Raw genomic sequence first — 23,909 nt, forward strand, 5'->3', positions numbered from 1 at the left:
GCCCCGTACGCTTCCACGCATAGTTCAAACTTCCAACCCTCAGCAGGCCCTGTTCCATCCGATTTGCCCCGCTCCACCATTGGTGGGCGGGGCTTTTTCGCGTAGCTTTCCTCTTTCACGCTACTTCCTGCCATGAACCACTTCCGCCATACTACGCTGCGCCTACTGCTGGCCGGCCTTGCCCTCACGGCCCCGCTGGCCGGCCACGCCCAGCAGAAACCCGCCAAAGCCACCAAAACGTCTAAAGCCGGCAGCGGCCTTGCTGTCATCAAGGAAGCCGACCTCAAGCGCGACCTGTTTGCGCTGGCCGACGACAAGTACCGCGGCCGCGAGGGCGGCACCCTCGACGAGCTGCGCGCCTCCGCCTGGCTGGCCGAGCAGATCCGGGCCACCGGCATGGAGCCCGCCGGCGACGACGGCACCTACTTCCAGTGGTTCAATCTGCAGCGCACGCGCCTCACCAAAACCAGCACGCTCCGCATCGGCACGCGCCAGCTCAGGCCTAACCACGACGCCATGGTGGTGGCGCCTACCAACGCCAGCGTGAATGCGCCGCTAGTGTTCGTGGGCCTGGCCACCCCCGCCGAGCTGGCGAAAGTGGACTTGAAGGGCAAGGCCGTAGCGCTCCAGGTTTCGGGTGCGCCCACCGACGGCATCAGCTACCGCCGCTACCTGTTCGGGAAGCTGCGCGACCAGGCCGCCGAGCTGTTCAAGGCCGGCGCCGTGGCCGTGGTGTTTGTGTCCGACGACAAGGCGCAGGCCATTTACGACCATTGGAGCCACATCTACGAGCGGGGCCGCTACGGCCTGCCCGGCGACGCCAACACGGCCGTAGTGAACCAGCCGCCGGTGGTGTGGCTGCCCGCCGAGGCCCTGAGCTGGGCCAAGCAGGCCGGTCAGCAGTTCAGCGCCGAGCTGAAGGTGGAGAGCTTCGCGTATCCGTCGGTGAACATTGTAGCCAAGATGCCCGGCACTGACGTCCAGCTCAAAAACGAGTATGTGCTCTTCAGCACCCACCAGGACCACGACGGCGCCCGCGCCCCCGTGGCCGGCGACTCCATCTACAACGGCGCCGACGACAACGCCACCGGCTGCGCGGCGCTGCTGGCACTCATGCGGGCGTACAAGCAGGAGCCGGCCCGCCGCTCGGCGCTATTTGTGTTTCACGGGGCCGAGGAGCGCGGCCTGCTGGGCTCGCGCTACTTCTCCGACAAGCCCACCGTGCCGAAAGAGTCCATCGTGGCGGTGCTGAACGCCGAAATGATGGGCCGCAACGCCGCCGACTCGGCCGCCCTGCTGGGCTCCACCCCGCCCCACCTCAACTCGTCGGACCTGGTGAAAACCGCCCTGGCAGCCAATCAGGAAGGCCCGAAGTTCAAGTTGGACACCGAGTGGGACAAGGCCACGCACCCCGAAGGCTGGTATTTCCGCTCCGACCACCTGCCCTACGCCCGCTTGGGCATCCCGGCCATCATGTACACCTCCCTGCTGCACGCCGACTATCACACGCCCAAAGACGAAGCCAGCCGCATCGACTACGGCAAGCTGCTGCGCATGACCCAGTGGATGTACCGCACCGGCTGGGCCGTGTCCAACCGCACCGCGCCCCCGGCCCGCGAGCCGGGCTTCAAGCTGGAGCGCTAGCACCTGCAGTATAGTGGACAGTAGGGCAGCAGTAGCGCGAACTTTGTAGTTCGCGTCCCCACGCCATCACAACGATACTGTCCTATAATACCACGAACGGCGCGGGGGCGCGAACTGCAAAGTTCGCGCTACTGCCGCCGTTCTGAACCATACTGTCCCACAGTGCCTTGAACGGCGCGGTAGCACGAACTACAAAGTTCGTGCTACCGCGCCGTTCGCTATTTAGATATTTTCCAATCAACTATTTAAATATATTCTAAACAGCCTTACCTTTGCGGCAGAATTCAGCCAACCTCCGGCTGATAACCCTGCTGTTCATGCGTCGTTCTTCCCTGCTTCTCTCTTCCCTTCTGCTTGCGGCCGGCACCACGGCCACTCCGGTGGCCGCCGTAGCCAGCCCACTTCACCTCCGCCACGACGAGCCCGGCAAGGGCGCCACGCTCACCGGCACCGTGCTCGATCCGGCCGGCAAAGCCGTGGAAGGCGTGCTGGTAGCCGTTGGGGAGCGCACGGCCGTAACGGACGCACGCGGCGCGTTTCGCCTCTACGGGCTGCCCGTGGGCGAAGCCACTGTGACGGTGAGCGGCCTGAGCATCCGGCCCATCAGCCAGACCGTGACGCTGCAGAGCGGGCAGCCGCTGACGCTCAAGCTCACGATTGAAGAGGCGGTGCAGCAGCTAGCCGGCGTGACGGTAGCGGCCAAAAGCCTGCGTTTCGCGCCGGAAGTGGATGGCAACACCATCACCGCGGGCAAGAAAAATGAGGTGGTGGAGCTGGACAAGCTCGACGCCAACCTGGTGGTGAACAGCGCCCGCCAGGTGTTTGCCAAAGTGCCCGGCGTGACGGTGTGGGAAAGCGACGGCTCGGGCCAGCAGATCAATGTGGCCACCCGCGGCCTCTCGCCCAACCGCAGCTGGGAGTTCAACACTCGCCAGAACGGCATGGACATCAGCTCCGACCCCATGGGCTACCCGGAGGCCTACTACAACCCGCCGCTGGAAGCCGTGGAGCGCATCCAGATTGTGCGCGGCGGCGGCTCGTTGCAGTATGGCCCGCAGTTTGGCGGCCTGCTGAACTACGAGCTGAAGCGCGGCCCCAAAGACAAAAGGATTCAGTTTGAAACCAGCAACAGCGTGGGCAACAACGGCCTGCTGGGCACCTACAACTCGCTGGGCGGCACCGTGGGCAAGGTGAGCTACTTCGGCTACTACCAGCAGCGCGTGGGCGGCGGCTGGCGCGACAACTCGGAGTTCAACATCCGCAACTTCCACGGTAACGTGCAGTTTCAGGCTACCGACAAGCTGCGGCTGGGCGCCGAAATCAGCCACCTCGGCTACGAGATTCAGCAGCCCGGCGGCCTCACCGACGAGCAGTTCTACAACGGCGACGTGCGTAAAAGCAGCCGCGGCCGCAACTGGTTCAGCACGCCCTGGACCATCCCGGCCTTCACGGCCGACTACCAGTTTTCGGAGCGCACGCGCCTGAGCCTGAAAACCTTCGGCTTGATTGGCGAGCGGAACTCTATCGGGCTGCCCAGCAGCGTGAGCGTGGCCCTGCCCGACAACGAAAACCCCGCCACCGGCCAGGCCGCTGCGCGCCAGCTCGACCGGGACCGGTACCGCAACCTGGGCTCAGAGCTGCGCCTGCTCACCGACTACGACCTGCTGGGCCAGCAGCACACGCTGGCCGCCGGCCTGCGCGTAGCGGCCGCCAACCTGGGCCGCCGCCAGCAGGGCAAAGGCGACACCGGCTCCGACTTCAACCTCGACCTGCAGGCCGCCCGCTACGGCCGCGACCTGAGCTTCCGGACCCGCAACTACGCCGCCTTCGTGGAGAACATCTTCCGGGTGGGCTCGCGCCTGACCTTCACGCCGGGCGTGCGCCTGGAGGTGATTGATAACCAAGGGCGCGGCTACCTCAGCCTGAACGCTGATGGCTTGGAGAACCAGATCCGCCAGGACTCGCGCCGCAAGGTGCTGCTCTACGGTGCCGGCGCCGAGCTGCGCGCCACCGACCAAACCAGCTTCTACGCCAACTACTCGCGCGCCTTCCGGCCCGTCACGTTCGGCGACCTGACGCCCCCGGCCACGTCCGACGTTATCGACCCCAACCTGCAGGACGCCCGCGGCTTCAATGCCGAGCTGGGCTACCGCGGCAGCTGGAAAAATATCCTCACCTTCGACGTGGACGGCTTCTGGCTGCGCTACGACGACCGGATCGGCACCATCCGCCGCTTCGTGCCGGGCAGCAGCACCGCCACCCAGCAGTTCCGCACCAACATCGGCACGAGCGTGCACAAGGGCGTGGAAGCCTACGTGGAGCTGGATCTGGTGCACGCCCTCACCCAGAATTTCGACCTGCCGCACTTTGATGTGTTTGCGTCTTCGTCCTTCGTGGATGCCCGCTACACCCAGCTGCGCACGGCCACGCTCAGCGGCAGCAACCTGCAGGAAGGCGACCTGAAAAACAACCGCGTGGAGTACGCTCCCAAGTACACGCACCGCTTCGGGGCCACGTTTGCCCACAAAGGCTTCTCCACCACGGCGCAGCTGACGCGCGTATCGGAGGTATTCACGGATGCCAACAACACCGTAGCGCCGAATGCTGCCGGCACCACCGGCCGCGTGCCCGGCTACTCCGTCACCGACTTGTCGGCCACCTACCGCTTTGCCAAGCGCTTCACGGTGCGCGGCGGCCTCAACAACGTATTCGACAAGAACTACTTCACGCGTCGCTCAGGCGGCTACCCCGGCCCCGGCCTGCTGCCCGCCGACGGCCGCACATGGTTTGCCTCCTTCGGCGTGAAGTTGTAAGACAAAGTCAGCTCTTAGCAAAACTGCCCGCCTGGCTTGCGCCAGACGGGCAGTTTTGCGTTGCGGCTTTTCTTCAAGGATTGAGTTAGCGAGGTTGAGACGCAATATGTTGCGTCTAATCGTTGCCAGATGTGCGCCAGAAGATGTGCGCTGCCGGATGTGCGCTAGCGGAGCAACATCAGCAACGGCGAGACACAACATATTGTGTCTCTACATTCCGCGCCAGCCTGATAACTGCACTGGCAGGCCCGCCCGGCCTATGCCCTACCCCAGCACTTCCTCGGTGAGCTTGCTGATGTCGCCGCTGACTTTCTGGATGAACTCCAGCTGCTCGGTGAGCTGGGCGTCGGGGGAAGCGGGGTCGGGGCGGCGCGGGATGGGCTCGGGGGCGGACTCGGCAGCAGCTTCGGGCTCGGCGGGGTCGAGGCGGCGCAGGCTGCGGTGCAGGGCCTGCCGGGCCTGGCGCAAGGGCCGCAGCAGCACGTTGGGCTGCTCGGGGCGAGTGCTGCCAGCCAACAAACCCGACGTAATGGAAGCCACGTTCGACGACAGAATGTGGTTGAGCACCACAAACTCGTGCACCTCGGTGGGGCGGTGCTGCTTGCCGCGCGGCTCCGAGAGCATGCGCTGAAACGCCGCCGCCAGGTTGGCCGAGCTTACATACACTTCCTTACGGGCCAGCTTGTAGTCGAGCACGGCCACGGGCGAGCCCAGCAGGCTTTCCTGCAGCGTTTGGAGGTAGCGCAGGTTGGCGCGCAATACCGCCCGCATGTAGTCCTGCAGCTGGTCGGATTCCCAGCGCGGAAACAGCAGGTAGCTGGCCGCAAACGCCAGCAGGCAGCCCATTATAGTGTCGAGCACGCGCTCCTCTACCACCTGCAGGTAGCCCAGGCCCATGAAGTTGAACAGGATCAGCACGAAGGGCGTCATGAACGTAACGGCCACGATGTAGTTGCTGCGCGTGAAGCTGAACGAAATCAGCATAAACACGCCCAGCAGCGCCACCAGCACCATCCGGTCGTCAATCAGCCAAAGCACCAGCCCGCCAATCACGCCACCCAGCAGCGTGCCCAGCACGCGGTTGATGTTGCGCTGCTTGGTGAGGCTGAAGGCCGGCTTGAGCATGTAGGTGATGGTCATGATGATCCAGTAGCTGTGGTGGCCGGGCAGCAGCACCTTGGCCACCACAAAGCCCGCCAGACAGGCCAGCATCATGCGCACGGCGTGCCGGAACACCCCGGAGCTGAGCGTCAGATGGTCGCGGAGCTGGGCCAGGCCGAACTGCTGGTGCCCCACGAAGCGCCCGAACTCCAGTTCCCGCCCGGTAACGGTGGGCGCGGCCGGCGCCTGGGCATCGAAGTAGGCCAGGATGTCCTGCAGGCGCTGGGTGAGGTTGCGCAGGTTCACCAGAATCTTTTTCAGCACCAGCGTGTGGCCGGGCTGGGTGGGATCTTCGAGGGCGTCGATGCGGGCCTTGAGCTGCTCCAGGCCAGCCGTGAGATTCACGCGGGCCGTATGGCCGTGGTTGGCTTCGATGGCCAGCCCAATGCTTTCCAGCTCGGCGGCCATCTGCTCCACCAGCCCGGCAATGGCATCGAGCACCCCGGTGGCCTCGAAGCGGGCGTGCAGGGCAGCGTAATCGAAATACGACACCGTGATATGCTCATACAAATCCACGGCATCCACGAAGGTGAGCACCAGCCGGCGGCCCGTGCCGGTGGACTCCTTCACCATCTGACGGGTTTTGAACAGCAGCTCGCGCACGGCATCCTGCTTTTCGCTCACGGTCACCTGCTGGGCCATCAGGCGGCGGAAGTCGTCGTCGAGCTTGGTGCCGGTGCGGTAGAACTCGGCCTTGAGGCGCAGGAAGCCGGCAATAGCCTGCACACACTCGCCCAGCGCCTGCTGGGCCGGGCGGTAGGGCCGGATCTGGTACCAGAGCAAGCTCACCAGCAGATACCACACGCCGCCGGCCGTCACCTGCAGGGCATACTCTACCAGTTGGCGCAGCGTGAGGCTGCGGTCCATCATCAAGATGACAAGCAGCAGCCCGGCCGAACCGACGGAAGCCGCCCGGTTGCCGTAGGCCAGAAACAAGGTAAACACAAAGCTCAGCACCCCGATTTCCAGGCCCTGCAGCCAGATGTAGGGCTGCAGCAGGCCGGTGAGCAGGGCCAGGCCCGGCAGCAGCAGAATGCCCGCCAGCATGCCGTTGCGGCGGTGCACCACCGGCCCCGGCGAGTCGGTGATGCTGATGCAGAGCGCGCCCAGCGCCACTTCCACGCCGGTGCCCAACTGCCCCAGCCAGCCCAGCACTACGCCCGGCAACAGCACGGCCAGCGTGATGCGCAGCGCGTCGGAAAAATCCTGGCTGAAGAAGAAGTAGCGAACCTTGCGGGCTTGGGCGTTCATGTGGGGGCGGAACCTGAGAGTATCGAGTATTTAGTAGTGAGTATGTAGTAATTGAAAAAATGCTGCAGCACATTCGTTTGCTTGAACTACCACCCGCTGCTTACCAGCTACTCCATACTTACTACCAGACACTTAATACAGAATATCGTCGATGGGGGCCAGCTTGGGCGGCAGGTGGGTTTCGCCCAGCATTTCGCGCAGGTCGATTTCGATGGTGCGGCAGATGGCCGTCATGGGCACGTCGTTCATCTCGTTTTCAAACGGATTCTCGCTGCTGTGGCCCACCATCTCGATGATGTAGAACACCCACGACACCAGCACCGAAAACGGCACGGTCAGCCAGATGTGGTCGGGGCCCATCTTCACAAACTCGCCGATGAGGCCCAGCGGCAGCAGCGCCGCAAAAATCCACACAAACATGAAGCTGTAGAAGGCATATTGGCGCGGAAACGGCGTGTTCTTGATTCGCTCGCAGCCGCCTTGCAGGTTGTTGAACTGCTCGATGCTGGTCATCATGTTCACGTGCTGGAAGTCGTTGAGCAGGCCGCGCTCCTCGCGCAGCACGCGCAGGTCGGCGGCCTGCTGGCGCAGCAGGTGCGCGGAGGGGTTCTGCTTGCGCTGCATCTCGCGGGCCTCGGTGGGGTCCAGAAACGGGGCCACCTGGGTTTCCCAGAGGTCGGGCTGGCGGCGCAGCTGCAGGCGCAGGGCGTTGGCCCAGGCTATCTGGCGGTACACGAGGCGGCGGTGGCGCAAACTCAGCTCGGCGTGTGAGGCCGCCGGCGCCTCCACGCCCGGCGCATCCACCACCGACGTCACGTATTCCAGCGCCTGAATGGCCCAGGTGCGGCTGTAGTTCACGATGCCGCCCCACAGCTGCCGGCCCTCCCAGAAACGGTCGTAGGAGCCGTTGTTTTTGAAGCCGATGTAGAACGACACCGCAATGCCCAGCGTAGCCACCGGTTGCCACGGAATCGACAACGAATGGAAGCCCAGCGGCCCATACACCAGGCAGATCAGCAGCGAATACAGCGTAAATGCCAGCAGCCCCTTCCAGGAGAATTTCCAGATGACGCGCCAGCGCAGATTGTTACGAACGTACATGAAAGAGTAGCTGAGTAAGGGAGTAGCTGAGTAAAGAGGAACGGGGGAATTGAGTGACTGAGTGGAGCAGGCATTCTGCCTTACGAAGACTTTACTCAGTTACTCAACTACTCAGCTACTCGATTTCAATGCCCATCAGCTGCATGAGCTGGCTGGCGTTGAAGGCCTGGCAGGCGCCGGGCGTGAGGTGGTAATCGAAGTGGATTTCGCCCTCGCTGAACGTGCTATTGAAGCTGAAGTTGCGCACCTGCCCGGGCCACTCGCCTTCCAGGGCGGCCAGCTCCAGGTCGTGGGTGCTGATGAGGCCGGCGGCGCGGCGCTGGTGCAGCTGCCGCAGCAGCGCCCGCGCCCCGCGGTGCCGGTCCAGCGAGTTGGTGCCCTTCAGAATCTCGTCGAGCAGGTAGAAAACGGGAAGTTCGTTGTTGGTTGTTGGTTGTCCGTTATTCGATTTTGGCTGGTTGCTTGGGGCCGAGAAGCTTGCGCCGGCAGGCTCCTGCGTCATATGAAGCTCTTCATTCCGCGTTTTCACGCCCGAAGACATGTCCAGCAGCAGCTTGAGGCGCTTGAGTTCGGCGTAGAACGAGGACGTGCTTTCGGCGAGGTTGTCCTGGGTGCGCATGGCCGAGAACAGCTGCGCCGGGCTCAGGCGCAGGCGCCGGGCGCACACCACGCCGCCGGCCAGCGCCAGCACCATATTCAAACCCACGGTGCGCAGAAACGTGCTTTTGCCGGCCATGTTGGAGCCCGTAATGACGGCCGTCTGCCCGTAGCCGATGGTCTGGTAGTCGTTGGTGATGCGCTGGGCCGCGAAGATGAGCGGGTGGCCCAGGGCTTCGGCAGCCACTTCCAGCGGGCCGGCGCTCAGCTCCGGCGTGGTGTAGGTGGGGTTGGCGAACTGCCAGCCGGCCAAGCTCACCAGCGCCTCCAGCTCGGCCTGCACTTCCAGCACGGTGGTCAGCTCCGGGCCCAAATCACGCTTCCAGCGCTCCAGCTGCCACATGGCGTGCAAATCCCAGAGCAGGAAATTGTTCAGCAGCAGCGCCCCCAGCGGATGCTCACGCCCCCGGAACAAACCCGCCACGGTGGTGAGCTGGCCCAGGCGGCGCGTGGCGGCGGTGCCGTGGCTGGCGGCGCGCAACGTGGCGCGCAGCCCGCGCAGCCGCGGCGCCTGCCAGTCGGGCGCGGCTTCATCTTCAAATAGCGCCAGCTGGGCCTGAGTGGCGCGCAACGCATCGTGCATGGCCAGGGCCTGGGCGGCGTATTCGTTGCGGGCGTCGGCGAGGCGGCCGTTGAGCAAGCTCACCACCACCTGCGCGCCAATCAGCCAGAAGTAGCCCTGCCCCAGCACCCAGGCGGCGGCGCTGGCCAGCACCAGCAGCGGCAGCAGCACCAGCAGCGGCTTCAGCCAGGCTTTATCTTGGAAAAAATCGGGGCGGGCCAGCCAGGCGCTGAACTCGCGGGGGTCGGCTTCGTGCTGGCGCGGAAAGTGGCGGGCGCGGGCCTGCCACTCCTGGGTCCAGTTGAGGTCGGGGGCCAGGGCGGCGGCGGCCTGCTGGCGGGCGCGCACCTCGTCGGCGAGGGCCGGGCGCAGCAACCAGCCGGCCAGCCAATCGTGGCCGAGGCGGGTGGAAGCGCGGTTGAGCAGCTGAAACAGCGAGTGGGGCCCGAATACGTCAAGGTCGGCGGCGTACGGGTGCTGGGCGTCGAGGTAGCGCAGGCCGGCATCGAAGCCGCCGAGCTTGCCGGCGAGGCGGTCCAGTTCCTGCTGATTCAGTTGGGCCAGCAGCCGGTGGTGCTCGCGCTGGTAGCCCACGGCCGCGTGCCAGCGCACCATGCCCCAGAAGGCCAGCAGCACACCCACCACAAACGCCAGCCCCGGCAGCACGAACCCGCTACTGAACAGCCACCACGCTCCGGCCACGCCACCCCCAAACAGCAGTACACGCAGCCAGCCGCCCAGCTGATGCCGCCGGGCGTAGTGCTGCTCCTGCGCGGTGTGCGTGGTCAGGTTCTCCGCAAATACCTCGGCGGGCAGAACGGTAATCGGGCGAAAATCGGCGGAAACGGGCACTGGTTGGGTGAATGGTGATGAGGTGATGAGGTGGATTGTGATGAGGTAAAACGCATTACCTCACAGGCCGGGAGCCAAAGGTAGAGAGTTATAAAGGCCCTTGCCGTTTCCGTCACCTCCTCACAGTCTACGACCTTTCAGCTTCCCCTGTCACCATTCGCCTCATTACTTCATCACGATTCATCTCATCACTATTCACCCCATCACCGCAATACACTTCAGCTCGATGGCAATGGGTGTGGGCAGGCGGTTGACTTCCACTGTGGTGCGGCAGGGCTGGTTGGTAGCGAAATACTCGGCGTAAAGGCGGTTGTAGGTGTGGAAGTCGTCCTGCATGTTGGTCAGGAACACGGTCACGTCCACGAGGTCTTCCCAGCGGGCGCCGGCTTCCTCCAGAATGTAGCGCACGTTCTGGAACACGGCGTGGCATTGGCTCTCGAAGTCGTAGGCAAGGATGTTGCCGTCCTCGTCCAGCTCCACGCCGGGCACGTGCTTCTGCCCCCGCTGGCGCGGCCCCACGCCCGACAGAAACAGCAGGCTGCCGGCGCGCCGGGCGTGCGGGTACAGCCCCACCGGCTCGGGCGCGCGGCTGGAGTTGTGCGCCTGCGACGACGACGACGAGGGCGACGGGGTGGCCGGAGTGCCGGCCGATGCGGAAGGAGTGTCAGGTGCCATACGGTAAAAATAGCCGATTTTCGGGCTTGCTGCGTAGAGGCTGAACCCGGGCGGCCCCTGGTGCGGTTGTTGAGCAGGGCCCCGCCGTTCCGGGCCCGCTGTTTCCTGGTTTTTTTCGTCGCTGCTATGCATTCCACTCTCCGCCGCCTGGTCCTGGTGGCTGCCCTGGCCCTGCCGGCCGCCGGGCAGGCCCAGCAGAAGCTCAAGTACCCCAAGGCCCCGCCCGCCGACCAGATCTACGACGCCGTAGCGCAGCCTGCTGTGCCCGTTGGTGGCCTCGATGCCTACGCGCAGTACCTGGCCGACAAGCAGCAGTACCCCACGGCGGCGCTGCAGCGCGGCGCGGCCGGCACCGTCACGGTGACGTTCGTGGTGGAGAAAAGCGGGGCCGTATCTAGTGCCGAAGTGGCCGCGCCCCTCGACCCGGAACTGGATGCCGAGGCCCTGCGCCTCATCAAGGCCGGCCCGCGCTGGACCCCGGCCATGCACAAAGGCGGCAAGGTGCGCCAGCGCGTGACCGTGCCCATCACGTTCCAGATTCCGGCCGGCGCCGATGACGCGGCAGTTACCGGCACAGCCTTCGTGGCCCCGGGCGCGGCAGGCGGCGGCACTACCACCGTCAAGGCCGACCAGCCGGCGCGGCCAGTGGGCGGCACGGAGGCGTTTTTCGAGTGGATTCAGCAAAACCAGAAGTACCCGGCACTGGCCCGGCAGCGCAAGATTGAGGGCCGCGTGATGGTGGAGTTCATCATTCAGAAGGACGGCTCGCTCACCGACGCCAAAGTCCTCAAGCCACTCGGCTCGGGCCTCGATCAGGAGGCACTGCGCCTCATCAAGGCTGCGCCCAAATGGACCGCCGCCACCTACAAAGGCGAACCGGTCCGACAAAAAATGGTATTGCCTGTTCTGTTTCAGCTGTAGACTTCCGTACAGTGGCGCGAAAATCCGTTTCACGACGAGCACCCCGAGTTCCCACGCGGCAGTAGTCGGCAGATACTCGTACTGCTCGTCGCGAAACGAATTGTCGCGCCACTGAATGCTTTTTAAAATACTTGCTGGGGTTATGCGTCTATCCAGACGGCCCCGGCCTCGTTGCCGGGCGGTGGTGCTTGCTACCGGCCCTGCTTTTCCTACCGTACTCGCATGCTTTCCCCGCTCCCGCTGCTTTCTGCGCCTCCCGTAGCGCCCACTTACGAAGCCCCCGTCTCGGATGCGTTCCGGGTGTGGCCCCACCAGGCCCGGTTCCGGCAGGTGGCGCAGGTGCTGGCCGACGGCCTGTTCAGCGCGCTTGATGAAGATCTGGAGCCCTACGTGCTGCTGCTGGCCCTGCCCACGCAGCCCGGCTCGGCCGCACCCGCAGCCTGCCTGGAGCCCGCCCTGTGCGGCCTCGATGCGCAGCAGTTTGAGAACGTGGTGGCGGAAGGACGCATTCTGCAAAGCCAGACCGCCCCGCCCTTCGCCGGCCGCGACGACGTGAGCCCCGAAATGGTGCGCCGCCGCCACGAGGGCCTGGGCGTGCGCAAAGCCGTGCAGGCCGTCCTCGACAAACTCGACGAGCACACCCAGCACCAGCACGTGGCCGGCTGGCCCATCGAGATTCACGGCTTCTTCGTGATGACGGTGCTGCGGGTGCAGCGCAAGCCCCTGCGCGGCTACCCTTCGCTGCGCGCCAACCGGTTCTACACCGATGGCCGGCCGCTGATGCCTTCGCTGCTGACTTCGGCCATGCAGCGCTTCCACGAAGAATGCGTGAAGCTGCTGAGCGAGCCGGAGCCCGGCTCGGGCCTGCTGGTGCGCCCCCGCGAAACCGAGGAACTGCTGCGCGCCGCCGGCAAAAGCCTGCTCGACACGCCCGCCCAGGCCCTTGGCGCCGAGCCAGGCGCGGCGCGGCTGTTTCACACGCTCAACACTATTTCCAGCCTCCGCTACGAAGGGGCCGAGGGCGTGGGCAAGGTGATTCTGGCGCGGCGGCACCACCCGAATCTGGAAGAGGTATTCGCCCTCACCTGCCCCACCCCGCTCACCGACTACCGCGCCGTGCGCAAGCTCCTGGAGATGACCACGCCCGACGTGAGTCTGCTGGCCGACAGCGAAAACGTGTACGCACTGGGCCGCCTGGTGGGCACCTATGACCCCGCCCGCGAAGATGTGTTCGTCATCAACTTCATCAACCACTACGCCTGGGAGTTTCAGCACGATGGCAAGGTGCTGATGCGTACGATTTACAGCCAGCCGAGTTTGCCGCGCTTCCGCGTGAACCGGAGCCGCTTCCGCAAAGACCTCAAGCGCACTTTCCAGCTTACCGACCCGGCCAAGATTGAGCGCCTCTGGGACGTGGTACTGGAAGCCAGCCGCCAGAAGCACGGCACGCTGCTGGTCATCACCACCGAGGCCCTGGCCGAAGCCGACCGCCTCAAGCTGCAGTGCACGCTCATCGAGCCGGTACCGCTCACGCCGCTCATCACCCGCCTCGTCACCAGCATCGACGGCGCCGTGCTCCTCGACCCCGACAGCTACTGCTACTCCATCGGCGTGATTCTGGACGGCAAGGCCTCGGGCCGCGGCACCAGCACCCGCGGCGCCCGCTACAACTCGGCCATCCGCTACGTCGAAACCTCGCCGTATCCGTGCCTGGCCATCGTGGTGAGCGAAGACGGCATGGTGAACGTCATCACCAAAGAGCGGCTCGGCGAGGAGGATTGAGGTGGCGCTAGCTATTCCAAGCTGCGGACTACGATGTTAGAGCTATAGAGCTAGTTCCCCTGCTTGGAAAGGAGGGGTTAGGGGTGGTTGATACCGTCAGAACGATGATTAGAGCTAACCCTAAAGCCGTTCAACGATTGTCAACCACCCTTAGCCCCTCCTTTCTAAGGAGGGGAACTATCTTTTTAACTCTAGCTCTTGTTCCCCGCAGCCTGGAATGGCTAGCTGGCCTTTGCTAGCTTCCGCAGCTGCTTCAGCTCCGTGCTTTTCACCTGGCTCAGCTCCTGGCTGCGGTTGCACAGGCTGGTTTCGTAGTAGGGCGTGATATTTCGTAACTCCCCGCCGTAGGGCGACTCTTTCTGGCTTACGAGGTAAGCATACACCAGTTGCTCGGAGCCGACCTTGAACTGCTTGCCGCACATGGAGCTGGATGTTTCACTGGCAATCCATACCGTCGGGCCCGTAGCCGCCCCTTTCAGCTGCTGCGCCACGGCAAAGGTGTAGCGCAAGGTTTCGCGCCGGACAAGCTGAAACTGCTTTTCCACCGGCCCGGTGTCCGAAACCCGCACGGAGTCAGTCGTCACGACGGTTTCCACGCTTACCACCTTGCCCACGAATATCAGGGCGTCGCGCTGATAAGCAGCCGCAATCTGCTGTTTCTCGGAGACGCGGGCGCCGCTGACACAAGAACAGGCTTGTGTCGTGGATATGCGGATGACAAGGAGCAACACGGCTAGCAGAATCGTTTTCATCGGGAAACAGTAACGGGGTGCAGTTGATGCAATATTGAAGTCAGTATAACCGCCTGAAAGTAGCGCGAACTTTGTAGTTCGCGCCCCAGAACGACAAGCCCCGGAACAGCGTGGGGACGCGAACTACAAAGTTCGCGCTACAGAACCGCGCTACCGGCTCAGTTCGGCCAGCAGCCAATCGCGCGTGGGCTGGCCGGCCAGCTGGCCCACTACTTCCAGAAAGCCGGCCGTGGTGGACACTTTGCGGGCGGCTGTGGCAGCCAGTACCGCATTGAACGGCTCGGCTCCCAGCCGGTCGTGCAGGGCCGCGAGGATTACCGTGCCTTTGTTGTACACCACCCGGCGGAAAACGGCCGGCTCGTGCTGGTAGCGGTTAAAGCCCAGGACCGGCGGCGCACCGGCGGCCGAGGCAGCCAGCTTCGCCAGCTCCTGCCGGTAGCCTTCGGCATCCCCGCTTGCTTGCAGGTACAGCAAGCTGGAATAGGTGGCGAAGGCCTCGTTCAGCCACGCGCTGTCGTCGTGGTACGAGCCGTAGGCCCACCATTTGTGGCTTATCTCGTGGGCCAGAATCAGCAAATCTCCCCGCTTGGCCACGTCAAAATCAGTGTAGGTGATGACGGCGGCGTTGTCGAGCAGGCCGTAGGCTTCGTGGTTGGTGCCGGGCAGGAACACCGTGAACTGCGTAACCGCGTCTTGGCGGCCGATGCTGCGGTTGTAAAACGCCACGATGTCCTGGGTTTTCTGCAGCAGCACCGAATCTGGCCGCCCCGGCGCAGCGGCGGCTTTCACCACCGTGATGCGCGGCGCGCTGCCGGCCACCAGCCGCTCGAACTGCCGCGCCACAATAGCCGTCAGCTCGGTGGCGCTGGTGCTGCCGCGGAAAGCGTAACTGCCGGCCCGCTGCCGGCGCGGCGCGGCGGTGCTCAGCACCTGATAGCCGGCCGGCACCCGCACGGCCAGCTCGTAGTCTACCATCTCATACTCGGCGTAGGGCCGGAACGGCAGCCAGTTGGTGTGGCCGCTCAGCACGTTTACGTCGGCAGTGAAATTGCCTTTGGCCAGGGTGCCAGCATACGTCAGCTCCACCTGGCGGCGGGCCGGGCCGTTGCCGAAGCGCACCGTCACCTGCTGCAGCGTATCCCCGAAAAACGGGTAGAACAGACGCGTGGTGCGCGGGCGCGCGGCGCCGGTGCTGCGCACCTGCTGCAGCTCAAACTGCCGGTTGAGGTTGAGCTTTAGTACGGAGCTGGTGTCAGAGGCCGGCAGCCGGAACGTGTAGTGGCAGGTGAAGCGGTGCGTAGCCGGTTCCAGGTTTAGCTGCACCCGCACCAGCGGCCGGGCCTGGACTGATGCCAGCACGATACAACACAGTAATCCGGTAAGGAATAGCTTCATAAAAACTATATAGAACACGCATAGCTCGCCCGGGCCTTACTTCGCCCGAAACGACCACGTAATCCGGAAGGTAGCCACCACGTCGCCGGCCTCGTCTATGCCGGTGCTGGTGCAGACTACGGTGCGGCCCTCGCCACTGGCGCGGCTGTCGGTAATGGCTTGGGCGATGCGCGGGCCGTCTTGGGAGGTGAAGGCAATCAAACCCACGGCTTTTTTGGTGAACTCCGCTTCCAGCCCCACCACCAGCATCGAGACGCGGCCCTGGCCCTGGATGTGCATCATGGCCAGCATGCCGCTGGCCATTTCGGCGGCCATGCTCAGGCAGGCAAAGTAGATGCTGCGAAACGGATTCTGGGTGAGGTACTTGAACGGCACCGTAATGACGGCCCGCTCCGGCGTGATTTCGCGCAGCCGCAGCCCCGCCAGATACGCCATCGGCAAACTGCGCAGCATGAACAGGCGCAGCTTCAACGGACTGGAAATGGTGCGGCGGAAAGCGGCGGCCGCGGGCGTGTCGGGGAGGGTGTGCATGGTAGTAGCAGGCTGAAGGCGAAGCACTACAAAGAACAGAAAATATTCGGCATGCCGAACAGTGGCGGCACGGCCAGCTGTGGCACGGACTTCAGTCCGTAGCCCGCCGGCACCGGGCAAGAGGCGCAGGCAGGTTTGGGCTACGGACTGAAGTTCGTGCCAAGGCCAGCCATCCTGCGTTAGCCGGCTTGCAGTCGGCAGCCCTTAGGCGAAGGCAGGCGGCCCGGTGCCGGCGGGCTACGGACTGAAGTCCGTGCCACAGGCATCAGCCTTTCTTTTCCAGCACCAGCACCACTTTGTTGAAGTTGGCGGCGGCGTTTACCACGTCGCGGAAGGCTTCGAAGTCCTTTTTGGGCCAGCGGATCTGGCGGTAGGCTTCCGTGATGGTGACCGTGACTGTCTGGCCCTGCACGGCATACTTCGAGGTGAAGTAGTAGAGCGGGTCTTTGGCGTCGGGGCCGGCCTGCACGTTGGCGTTCAGGTCTTGGAGGTTGCGGATCTGGTATCCTGCGGGCAGCTCCAGCGTGATGGTGCGGTTGTAGCGGCGGTTGAAGTCGTTTTCCACGTCGTACTGCCGGGCTTCGGTCTGGTACAACTCCGACTGTGGCCCCAACAGCTCTCCGACTTTGAACAGGTAGCGCTGGCCTGCCTTGTTGAGCAGCGCCGATGATTCCACGCTGGCATCCACCAGAAACGGCTTGCTGAGCGGGCTTAGGCCGGCCTCACCGTTGGTGGCTTTCAGGCTCTGGAAGGTGGCGTCGGGCACGCTGCCTTTCACCAGCTCCTGCAGCACTTCGGTGCGCTTTTCTTCCGGAATCAGCGAGAAAAACGGCTGAATCACCTGGGCATGGTAGCCGCCCAGCACCTGGTGCACCTTCACGAAAGCCTTGTCGAGCTCGGGCGTGAACTTCACGCTGATGTCGAGGTCGTTGGGGCTTTGCTCGGCGGTCAAGGTCGGGATGTCGCGCACGGTGCCCACGGCCGACTCGGTGGAGCCCAGCTTCACGGTGCGCACGAACAGGCCCTTGTTGGCCGTCCAGCCGGGGGGCAGCATGCCGTAGCGGAAATCGGGCCGCGACGGGGCCAGCAGCTGCTTGGTTTCGGGGAAGTAGAAGGCGTAGTTGTCGAGGTAGTTCCAGGTGTCGAAGGTGTCGTCGAACACGACGTCGGAGCGGTCGGAAGTAATTACCAGCTCGTGCTCGATGCCCTGGCGGCGCAGCAGCGCGGCAAACAGGCGGGTAAGGCCCAGCTCGGAGGCGTTTTTGGTGGCCGCAATGCGCTGGATGTTGCTTTCGCCGTCTTCGGCCAGGTTGAAGCTGGTTTTGAGGTAGTTTTCCAGCGCCTTCACGCGGGTTTCGGTGTCGCCGCTGGCGGGCAGCTTCGCGTCTTTCAGCACCTTGTCCACGGCCTTGGTTTCGTCTTTGCTGAGCGAGTACACGGTGCCGTGCAGGTACTGGCTGGCATCGGCCCAGGTGAAGAGGCGCGTGCGGCCGCGCTGGGCGGTGTAGGCCAGCTTGTACTCCAGGCGCATGCGCTCGGCGTTGCCAGAGGCAAAGGATTCCTCGCGGGCAGCGGCCACGTCGGGCAGGCGCAGGCGGATGATGCGCTTGCCGGCCACCACGGTATCGGGGCGGGCGGCGGGGCCGTGGTACACGCGCGCCTCAAAGGTGAGGGCCTCCGGCGAAATCAGCTCAAACGACACGTCGTGGGCCGGCAGGCCGCTTTGCAGGTACTCGCGCCCGAAGAACTTGGCGGGCCGCTCGCGCAGAAACACGTACTCGATTTCCGAGCCTTTCTCCACGCCTTCCACCGCAAAAATCTTGAAGCCCCGGCCGCCGTCCTGGTCCTTGAGCTCCTTCATGTTGCTTTCGCTCACCTCCACCACCTCGCCGCGCGGGCTGATGGTGCGGGCCTTCAGGTACACCAGCCGGCCGCCGTCCTGCGGGATGTAGATTTTGTTGAACTGCTCGATGCCGTCGGAGGTGTTGACGCGCAGAATCCGGTGCTCGGTGGAATAGATCTGCAGCTCCTTGTCGCCGGCGCTGAACTCGTGGGCCGTGAAGTCGCGCAGAATCAGGGCCGGCAGCTTGGCTTCGGCCTCCGTCACGGGCAGGCGCTTGGTGCGCTTGGCGTCCCAGGTGTAGGTGGCGTACTGCAGGGTTTTGGGCGCCTGCTGGGCGTGGAGCGGCGCGGCGGCCGTGAGCAGCAGCAAAGAAGCAGCAGTGGCGCGGGCAACGGAAAGAAGAGTCATAGTAAGATAAAACAGGCGCCCAATGGCGCGGGATTTCCCGATGAATAAAACGGGTCTGGTTTGGTAATCGGCGCGGGCGTCCCAAGGCTGCAGCCCTGGGCTACGTGAGTCCCACTGCCCACCACTAACTAACCCAGGGCTTCAGCCCTGGGACACCTGCGCAGCCGTGCTCAGACCTTCCGGCGCTTGAAAATGACGGTTTCGCGGTAGGCGGCGTTGAGCTTGTCTACGACGGCATTCCACTGGCCGAACTGCTGGGGCTGGAGCAGCAGGTAGTTGATGTAGACTTCCTTGTCTTGCACGATTTTGTTGCCCTGGCGCTCGTATTTCACCTTGAAGCCGAACACCGGGTCGCGCATTTCGGCGACCGGCGGCAGGTACTCCACGTCGTAGCCGGCCGGAATTTCCAGCTCGGTGCGGGTGTGGTTTTGGCTGGCGTACTCGTTCACGCGGGGCAGGCGGCGCTTGGCAGCGTCAATCTTATCGTGGGCGTAGGGCTGCTCCAGGTTCAGGTTCACGTAGATTTCGTCGTCGAGCTTCTGCACGTAGTCCTGCAGGCGGTACTCGTAGTCGATGGTGAGCGGCTTTTCGCGGGTGTCGAGGTGGCTGACGCTGTATTTGTCGACAAAGAACTTGTTGTTGCCGCGCTCCAGCAGAGCCTTCACGTACTTGGTTTCCTCGGTCTGGTCGAGGCCGTCGAGGGCGTAGCTCTGCATCACTTTGGGGTAGCCCAGCAGCTGCAGGCTACCCTTGCCACGCAAACCGCCCTTCTCGTCCAGCACCAGCTGCGACACGTCCGAAACCGGGCTGCGCTCCTGGCTCATCACCGGCACGGGCACCACTTTGCAGTTCTTGCCATCAATGGCCAGCAGCGCCTCCTTGCCCTGAATGAAGGCCGAGGGCATGCCGAAGGGCATGTACTTGTTGGTGGCATCGAGAAACACGTACTGGCCGGGGCTGGCCTCGTAGGTGGTTATCATGTGGTTGTCGACGCCGGGCGTGGCCAGCTCGGAGTAGCGGTAGGGCAGGTCGCGGGTGCCAATCCAGGTGAGGTAGGACTTGATGCCGGCCATGCGCAGCATCTCGCGGGTGAGGTTGGCCATGTCCTTGCAGTCGCCATAGCGCTTGGTATACACCAGGCCGGCGTCGCGCGGGATGAAGCCGCCCATGCCGTTTTCGAAGGCCACGTAGCGGATGTTGTCCTGCACCCAATAGTACACGCGCTGCACCTTTTCCTGCTCGGTTTTGGCGCCCACGGCCAGCGAGTCAACCACGCGGCGCAATGCGGGACTTTCCTGCGGATCGAGCTTGCTCACGAAGCCGGAGTACAAGCTGTAGAGCTCGGGCACGCCGGCCAGCATGCGGCGGGCCTGCCCGTCGGCGGAGGGCACTTCCTCCACAAAGTACACGAGGTGCGGCAGGTAGTAGGCGGCCTCGGGGCCGTCGTCGTCGCGCGGGGGGCTGGGCAGGTCGTCGGCGCTCCAGCGGTACGTAACGGTGCTGCCTTTCTCCTGCTTGCTGAAGTTGATTTTCAGGCCCTCGACATGGAACATGCGGTGGCTGATTTTCACGTTTTTGGGGGCCGTGATGGTCAGCTCGGCGTGGCGCACGGGCACGTAGGAGCCGAAGTAGAACGGCAGCAGAAACCGCGGGTCGGGGTGGCGCACGGTGTAGTCGGTCACGGTGCGGGCGCCGGGCGTCACGGCCGGGAAGCTCCAGGTGGTGGAGCGGGTGTCGTCGTAGAAAATGCCCGACTGCACCTCGAACTTCTCCTTGTAGTCGGTCACCTTCACCGTTCTGTAGCTGTTGCCGGCGGGCACCATGGTGCGGGCATCCAGCTTCTGCACGCGGCTGAAGTGGGAGTTGAACACCTTGTCGTTGGCGTACATGGCCGACTGCGCATCAAGGTGCAGCATGTCCTGGTGGTGGCGGGCCAGCACCACCACCGAGTCGCCCTGCACCGCGAAGGTGAGGTCAGTGCGGTAGTCGAGGTACACGGCCTTTTCGCCCGGAAACTTGGCCTGCATTTCGGCCACCAGCTGGGTAGGCTGCTGAGCGTGGGCCATGTGCGGCGCGGCCACCAGCGTGGCGGCGCCCAAAAGCAGCGCCAGGGCGCCACCAAACCGGTTATTTGCCTTCATACACGTATTGGTTCCAGTACACTTCGGTTTTGGTGGGCTTGCCTTGGGCATCGTAATATACCGTCGGGCCGAGCTTTTCGCCACTGCGGTAGGATTCGGTGCGCTCCAGGGTGCCGTCGGGGCGGAAGTAGCGGCAGCGGCCGTGCAGCTCGCCGTGCAGGTAGGCTTCCTCTTCCATGGGCTTGCCGTCGGCATAAAATCCGGTGAGCGGGCCCGTCAGCAGGCCGTTCTGGAAGGTCATGCGGCGGAACACCTGGCCCGAGCTGTAGTAGGTGGTGCGGAGCCCGTCCATGATGCCGCCCTTCACGGTTTCGTCGGCGGCGGGCTTGCCGTTGGCGAAGGTGGTTTTGAGCGGACCGGCCAGCTTCTCGATGCGCTGCCAGGGCTCGGCGGGGTTGGTGCCGTTGCGGAACGCCGTGAGGTTGCCGTGGTCGTACATCCGCTCCTCCATCAGCTCACCGGCCGGGTTGTAGTAGCGCGACGGGCCTTCGGCGGTGCCGTAGAGGTAGGTCTGCACGGTTTCGAGCTTGCCGTTGGGGAAGTAGAACTTGGTTTCGCCCACCCAGCTGCCGTAGCGGTAGTTCACCACCGAATGCAGCTGGCCCGAGGGGTAATACTCCTTCCACTCGCCGTGCCGCTCGCCGTTGACGTAGCGGCCTTCGTAGAGCGGCTTGCCGTTGCTGTAATAGGATTTGTAGGGGCCGTGGCGCTGGTCGGCTTCGTAGCTGAACTCCACTTCCGGCTGGCCATTGGGATGGTACCAGCGGGCCGGACCGCGGTTTTCGTAGCAGGCCACCTGGGTGCGGTAGTGGGGCTGGCCGCCAGGGAAGGCGAAGGTGAATTCTTTGGTGTCGGGGCGAAGTGCCACGTGGCTGACGGTGCGGCCCAGCGTGTCGTAGGTGGTCAGCTGCAGCTTGCGCCCGAAGCCGTAGAGGCGCGACTCCGTAAGCTTGCCGTTGGGGGCGAAGCTGCGGGTGGGGCCATTTTTCTGGCCCTGGTGCATTTCGTACTCCTCGCTCACCTGACCGTCGGCGTAGAACTCGCGCCAGGGTCCCTGCTGCTGGCCGGCGCGGTAGTAGCCGGTCTGGTAGCGCTGGCCGTCGCGCAGGAAGCTTTCGAAGCTGCCCTCCAGCTGGCCGCCATCGTAGCTGGTTCGCTGCTTGAGCTGGCCGTTGGCATGGTAGTCGAGGGCCGGGCCCTGCAGCTGGCCGTGCTGGTAGTGCCGGATCTGCTGGAGCAGGCCATTGGCGTAGCTCCAGCGCCACTCGCCTTCCATGAAGCCGTCGATGTAAGCGCCGGTGCCGGTCACGCCGGTTTCGGCGCCGTAGATCTGCACGGCCACGCGGCCCTTTTTGGGGATGGGCGTATCCTGCAGGCGGCTGCCGGTGGCGGGGTCGAAGTAGCGCTGCCGCGTGATACGGCCGTGCTCGTACTCCACTTCGGCGTAGAGCTTGCCCTGGTAGGTGTAGTCGCGGAAGGTGCCGTGCAGCTCGCCGGCCTCGTCGAAGCTTTTCTCGTCGCTGGGGCGGCCGTCGGCGAAGTAGCTTTTCCACACGCCGGTCTGCTTGCCGCGGGTGTAGGTGCCGGTGTTCTGCAGCTGGCCGTTGGAGAAGTAGTCGGTGTAGGGGCCGTGCAGCTCGTCCTGGTCGTAGGTGCCGCGCTTTTCGGGCTGGTTGTCGGCGTAGTTCACCAGGAAAGGGCCCTGCTTCTTGCCGCCCACGTAGTTGTACTCATACTCCTTGGTGCCGTCGGGGTAGAAGTGGGTCTGGGCGCCCTCCTGCTTGTCGGCGCGCACTTCCACCTGCATCTTGGTTTTGCCGTCGGGGTACAGCTCCCGGTAAGGGCCGCTCAGGTCGCCGGCCCGGAAGGTGCGGGTGCCTTCCAGCTCGCCGCAATAGCTGAACACCTTCAGCACGCCCTCGGTCTTGCCGTTGACGTACGTGGCCTCGGTGGCGGGCTGGCCGTTGTCGTGGTAGTCGCGCACGAGGCCGTCCAGTTCGCCATTGCGGTAAGTGGCGGTGCGCTCCAGCACGCCGGTGGCGTAGTAGATGCGCCAAGGGCCGGTGCGCTTGAAGTTGGAGCCATAAAGGCCCTGCTGCCGGATGGTGCCGCTCTCGTCCGTGAACAGCCACGGCCCCGTGAAGCGGCGCTCCTCCCCTTCCACCGTGCCTTCGCCGATGCCGTTGAGCACGCCCTTATCATCAAACCAGCCTTTGGCCAAGCTGGGCTTGCCCTCCAGCACGTAGGGCTGCTGCTCCCGAATCTGCAGCAGCGCCGGCGAAATGGCCGTGTAGAATTTCTCGATGCGGCTCTTGTTGCCCTTGATCCACTGGGCGGCCTTCTGGTCGTCGGCGGAGGCCAGGGCGAGGTAGGTGGCGGTGGTCAGGTTGTCGTTGAATCGCAGCTGGGCCACCAACGGGCCGTAGAGGCGCAGCCAGAAGTCGTCGGCAGAGGCAGCAGCCGGGGCCGGAAACTTCTCCACCAGCAGCTGCAGCTGCTTCACCAGCGCTGCGTCAAACTTCACCTTCGACACGTAGTCTTTGCGCAGCGCAATCTTGGAATCGAGCAGGGCATCGAGCTCCGTGAAAGCGGCGTTGGGCGTGAACGGGGCAATCTTGTCGGCTTCTTCCACCACAGCCGTGCGGGTGGCCTGCTCTTCCAGGGCCACCAGCATGTTGTGGCTGCTGGCCGCGGGCTGCAACAGCAGGTACGTGAGCATGCTGAGCATGGCATGGCTGGTGTGGCCCTGCCGGCTGGCCAGGTACGCCAGCTGGTAATGGCTGTTGGCGTGGGTGGGCTTCAGGGCCACACCGCGCTGCAGGCTAACAAAGCCCGGGGCAAACTGCTTGGTGGCTACCTGAAACACGCCCTGGTTGAACCACAGATTCTGGTTGTAGGGGAAGTGCTTGAGGCCGGTATCGTAGGCGGCCTGCGCCTTTTCGGGGTGCTTGAGTTCCTCCTCGGCCCACGACAGCGCCACATAGGGCTGCGGGTCGTGGAAGTGCTGGGCCAGGGCGCGGGTGGCCGCGTCTACGGCTTCCTGGTATTTTTCCAGCGCCACGTAGCTGGTGGCCAGCTCGCTCTGGGCGGCGGCATACAGCGTGTCGCCGGGCGTGATGCTGCTGTACAAAGCAATGGCCCCAGCGTAGTCGCCCTGGTCGTGCAGTTCAATGCCCTGGTTTACGGCCTGCCGCGAATCGACGAGGGGCGGCAGGGTGGCCGCGGCCGTAGTAGCAGAAGTGGTAGCAGCGGGGCGTACGGCCGCTTTCTGGCCCTGCGCGGCCAGGGGCGCGGCGGCCAGTAAGGCCAGCACCGCACCATAAGAAGGTAGTCGCATCAAAAAGAATAGATAAAGAAGGCAATGCATAGCCGCGACCCGCGCGGAGCCGGCAGATATTCCTACAAGTATACGCACGGAAA

Annotated in this window: 14 protein-coding genes; 4 read left to right on the top strand and 10 right to left on the bottom strand. The window is 64.2% G+C overall.

What is annotated here, in order from left to right:
- Positions 1-132: 132 nt before the first annotated feature.
- Together O9Z63_RS13725 and O9Z63_RS13730 are read left to right on the top strand one after the other, a co-directional pair.
- Complete coding sequence (locus tag O9Z63_RS13725) at positions 133-1,644, top strand: M28 family peptidase (protein WP_270125843.1); 1,512 nt, start codon at positions 133-135, stop codon at positions 1,642-1,644.
- A gap of 317 nt (positions 1,645-1,961) precedes the next feature.
- On the top strand, positions 1,962-4,457 hold the full coding sequence (locus O9Z63_RS13730; protein ID WP_270125845.1) for a TonB-dependent receptor domain-containing protein: 2,496 nt from the start codon (positions 1,962-1,964) through the stop codon (positions 4,455-4,457).
- A gap of 264 nt (positions 4,458-4,721) precedes the next feature.
- On the opposite strand, the gene O9Z63_RS13735 is transcribed toward O9Z63_RS13730, so the two are convergent.
- From O9Z63_RS13735 to O9Z63_RS13750, 4 genes are all read right to left on the bottom strand, one after another.
- Positions 4,722-6,869, bottom strand: coding sequence for an FUSC family membrane protein (locus tag O9Z63_RS13735; protein ID WP_270125847.1), 2,148 nt, complete (start codon positions 6,867-6,869; stop codon positions 4,722-4,724).
- A 132-nt stretch (positions 6,870-7,001) separates the two neighbouring features.
- Positions 7,002-7,970: a bestrophin family protein gene (locus O9Z63_RS13740; protein WP_270125848.1), complete on the bottom strand. Its 969-nt coding sequence runs from the start codon at positions 7,968-7,970 to the stop codon at positions 7,002-7,004.
- 115 nt (positions 7,971-8,085) lie between these two features.
- Positions 8,086-10,041, bottom strand: coding sequence for a MutS-related protein (locus O9Z63_RS13745; RefSeq protein WP_270125849.1), 1,956 nt, complete (start codon positions 10,039-10,041; stop codon positions 8,086-8,088).
- 195 nt (positions 10,042-10,236) lie between these two features.
- Complete coding sequence (locus O9Z63_RS13750; RefSeq protein WP_270125850.1) at positions 10,237-10,716, bottom strand: RidA family protein; 480 nt, start codon at positions 10,714-10,716, stop codon at positions 10,237-10,239.
- A 126-nt stretch (positions 10,717-10,842) separates the two neighbouring features.
- Between O9Z63_RS13750 and O9Z63_RS13755 the strand changes: the two genes are divergently transcribed.
- Together O9Z63_RS13755 and O9Z63_RS13760 are read left to right on the top strand one after the other, a co-directional pair.
- Entirely contained in the window at positions 10,843-11,637 is a 795-nt protein-coding gene (locus O9Z63_RS13755; protein WP_270125852.1) for an energy transducer TonB, read from the top strand.
- Between the two features lie 222 nt (positions 11,638-11,859).
- Entirely contained in the window at positions 11,860-13,419 is a 1,560-nt protein-coding gene (locus O9Z63_RS13760; RefSeq protein ID WP_270125853.1) for a DNA integrity scanning protein DisA nucleotide-binding domain protein, read from the top strand.
- 221 nt (positions 13,420-13,640) lie between these two features.
- Here O9Z63_RS13760 and O9Z63_RS13765 read toward each other — a convergent pair whose 3' ends face one another.
- From O9Z63_RS13765 to O9Z63_RS13790, 6 genes are all read right to left on the bottom strand, one after another.
- Positions 13,641-14,171, bottom strand: coding sequence for a hypothetical protein (locus O9Z63_RS13765; protein ID WP_270125854.1), 531 nt, complete (start codon positions 14,169-14,171; stop codon positions 13,641-13,643).
- 150 nt (positions 14,172-14,321) lie between these two features.
- Positions 14,322-15,530 (bottom strand): M1 family aminopeptidase, encoded by a 1,209-nt coding sequence (locus O9Z63_RS13770; protein WP_270125855.1) that lies wholly within the window; start codon positions 15,528-15,530, stop codon positions 14,322-14,324.
- Positions 15,531-15,602: 72 nt separating this feature from the next.
- Positions 15,603-16,097 (bottom strand): DUF4442 domain-containing protein, encoded by a 495-nt coding sequence (locus O9Z63_RS13775; RefSeq protein WP_270125856.1) that lies wholly within the window; start codon positions 16,095-16,097, stop codon positions 15,603-15,605.
- 265 nt (positions 16,098-16,362) lie between these two features.
- Positions 16,363-18,348 (bottom strand): DUF3857 domain-containing protein, encoded by a 1,986-nt coding sequence (locus tag O9Z63_RS13780; RefSeq protein WP_270125857.1) that lies wholly within the window; start codon positions 18,346-18,348, stop codon positions 16,363-16,365.
- 170 nt (positions 18,349-18,518) lie between these two features.
- Positions 18,519-20,489, bottom strand: a complete 1,971-nt coding sequence (locus O9Z63_RS13785; RefSeq protein WP_270125858.1) for a DUF3857 domain-containing protein — start codon at positions 20,487-20,489, stop codon at positions 18,519-18,521.
- Positions 20,476-23,826, bottom strand: a complete 3,351-nt coding sequence (locus O9Z63_RS13790; protein WP_270125859.1) for a hypothetical protein — start codon at positions 23,824-23,826, stop codon at positions 20,476-20,478. Before O9Z63_RS13790 ends, O9Z63_RS13785 begins: the two co-directional genes overlap by 14 nt.
- Positions 23,827-23,909: the final 83 nt, after the last annotated feature.

The organism is Hymenobacter yonginensis (genome assembly GCF_027625995.1).
Classification (GTDB): Bacteria; Bacteroidota; Bacteroidia; order Cytophagales; family Hymenobacteraceae; genus Hymenobacter; species Hymenobacter yonginensis.

Bases quoted from the DNA above. Each gene is read 5' to 3' on its own strand.
- O9Z63_RS13755 (WP_270125852.1), top strand. From the start codon at position 10,843: ATGCATTCCACTCTCCGCCGCCTGGTCCTGGTGGCTGCCCTGGCCCTG.
- O9Z63_RS13760 (WP_270125853.1), top strand. From the start codon at position 11,860: ATGCTTTCCCCGCTCCCGCTGCTTTCTGCGCCTCCCGTAGCGCCCACT.
- O9Z63_RS13780 (WP_270125857.1), bottom strand. From the start codon at position 18,348: ATGACTCTTCTTTCCGTTGCCCGCGCCACTGCTGCTTCTTTGCTGCTG.
- O9Z63_RS13730 (WP_270125845.1), top strand. From the start codon at position 1,962: ATGCGTCGTTCTTCCCTGCTTCTCTCTTCCCTTCTGCTTGCGGCCGGC.
- O9Z63_RS13725 (WP_270125843.1), top strand. From the start codon at position 133: ATGAACCACTTCCGCCATACTACGCTGCGCCTACTGCTGGCCGGCCTT.
- O9Z63_RS13790 (WP_270125859.1), bottom strand. From the start codon at position 23,826: ATGCGACTACCTTCTTATGGTGCGGTGCTGGCCTTACTGGCCGCCGCG.
- O9Z63_RS13750 (WP_270125850.1), bottom strand. From the start codon at position 10,716: ATGGCACCTGACACTCCTTCCGCATCGGCCGGCACTCCGGCCACCCCG.
- O9Z63_RS13735 (WP_270125847.1), bottom strand. From the start codon at position 6,869: ATGAACGCCCAAGCCCGCAAGGTTCGCTACTTCTTCTTCAGCCAGGAT.
- O9Z63_RS13785 (WP_270125858.1), bottom strand. From the start codon at position 20,489: ATGAAGGCAAATAACCGGTTTGGTGGCGCCCTGGCGCTGCTTTTGGGC.
- O9Z63_RS13740 (WP_270125848.1), bottom strand. From the start codon at position 7,970: ATGTACGTTCGTAACAATCTGCGCTGGCGCGTCATCTGGAAATTCTCC.
- O9Z63_RS13765 (WP_270125854.1), bottom strand. From the start codon at position 14,171: ATGAAAACGATTCTGCTAGCCGTGTTGCTCCTTGTCATCCGCATATCC.
- O9Z63_RS13775 (WP_270125856.1), bottom strand. From the start codon at position 16,097: ATGCACACCCTCCCCGACACGCCCGCGGCCGCCGCTTTCCGCCGCACC.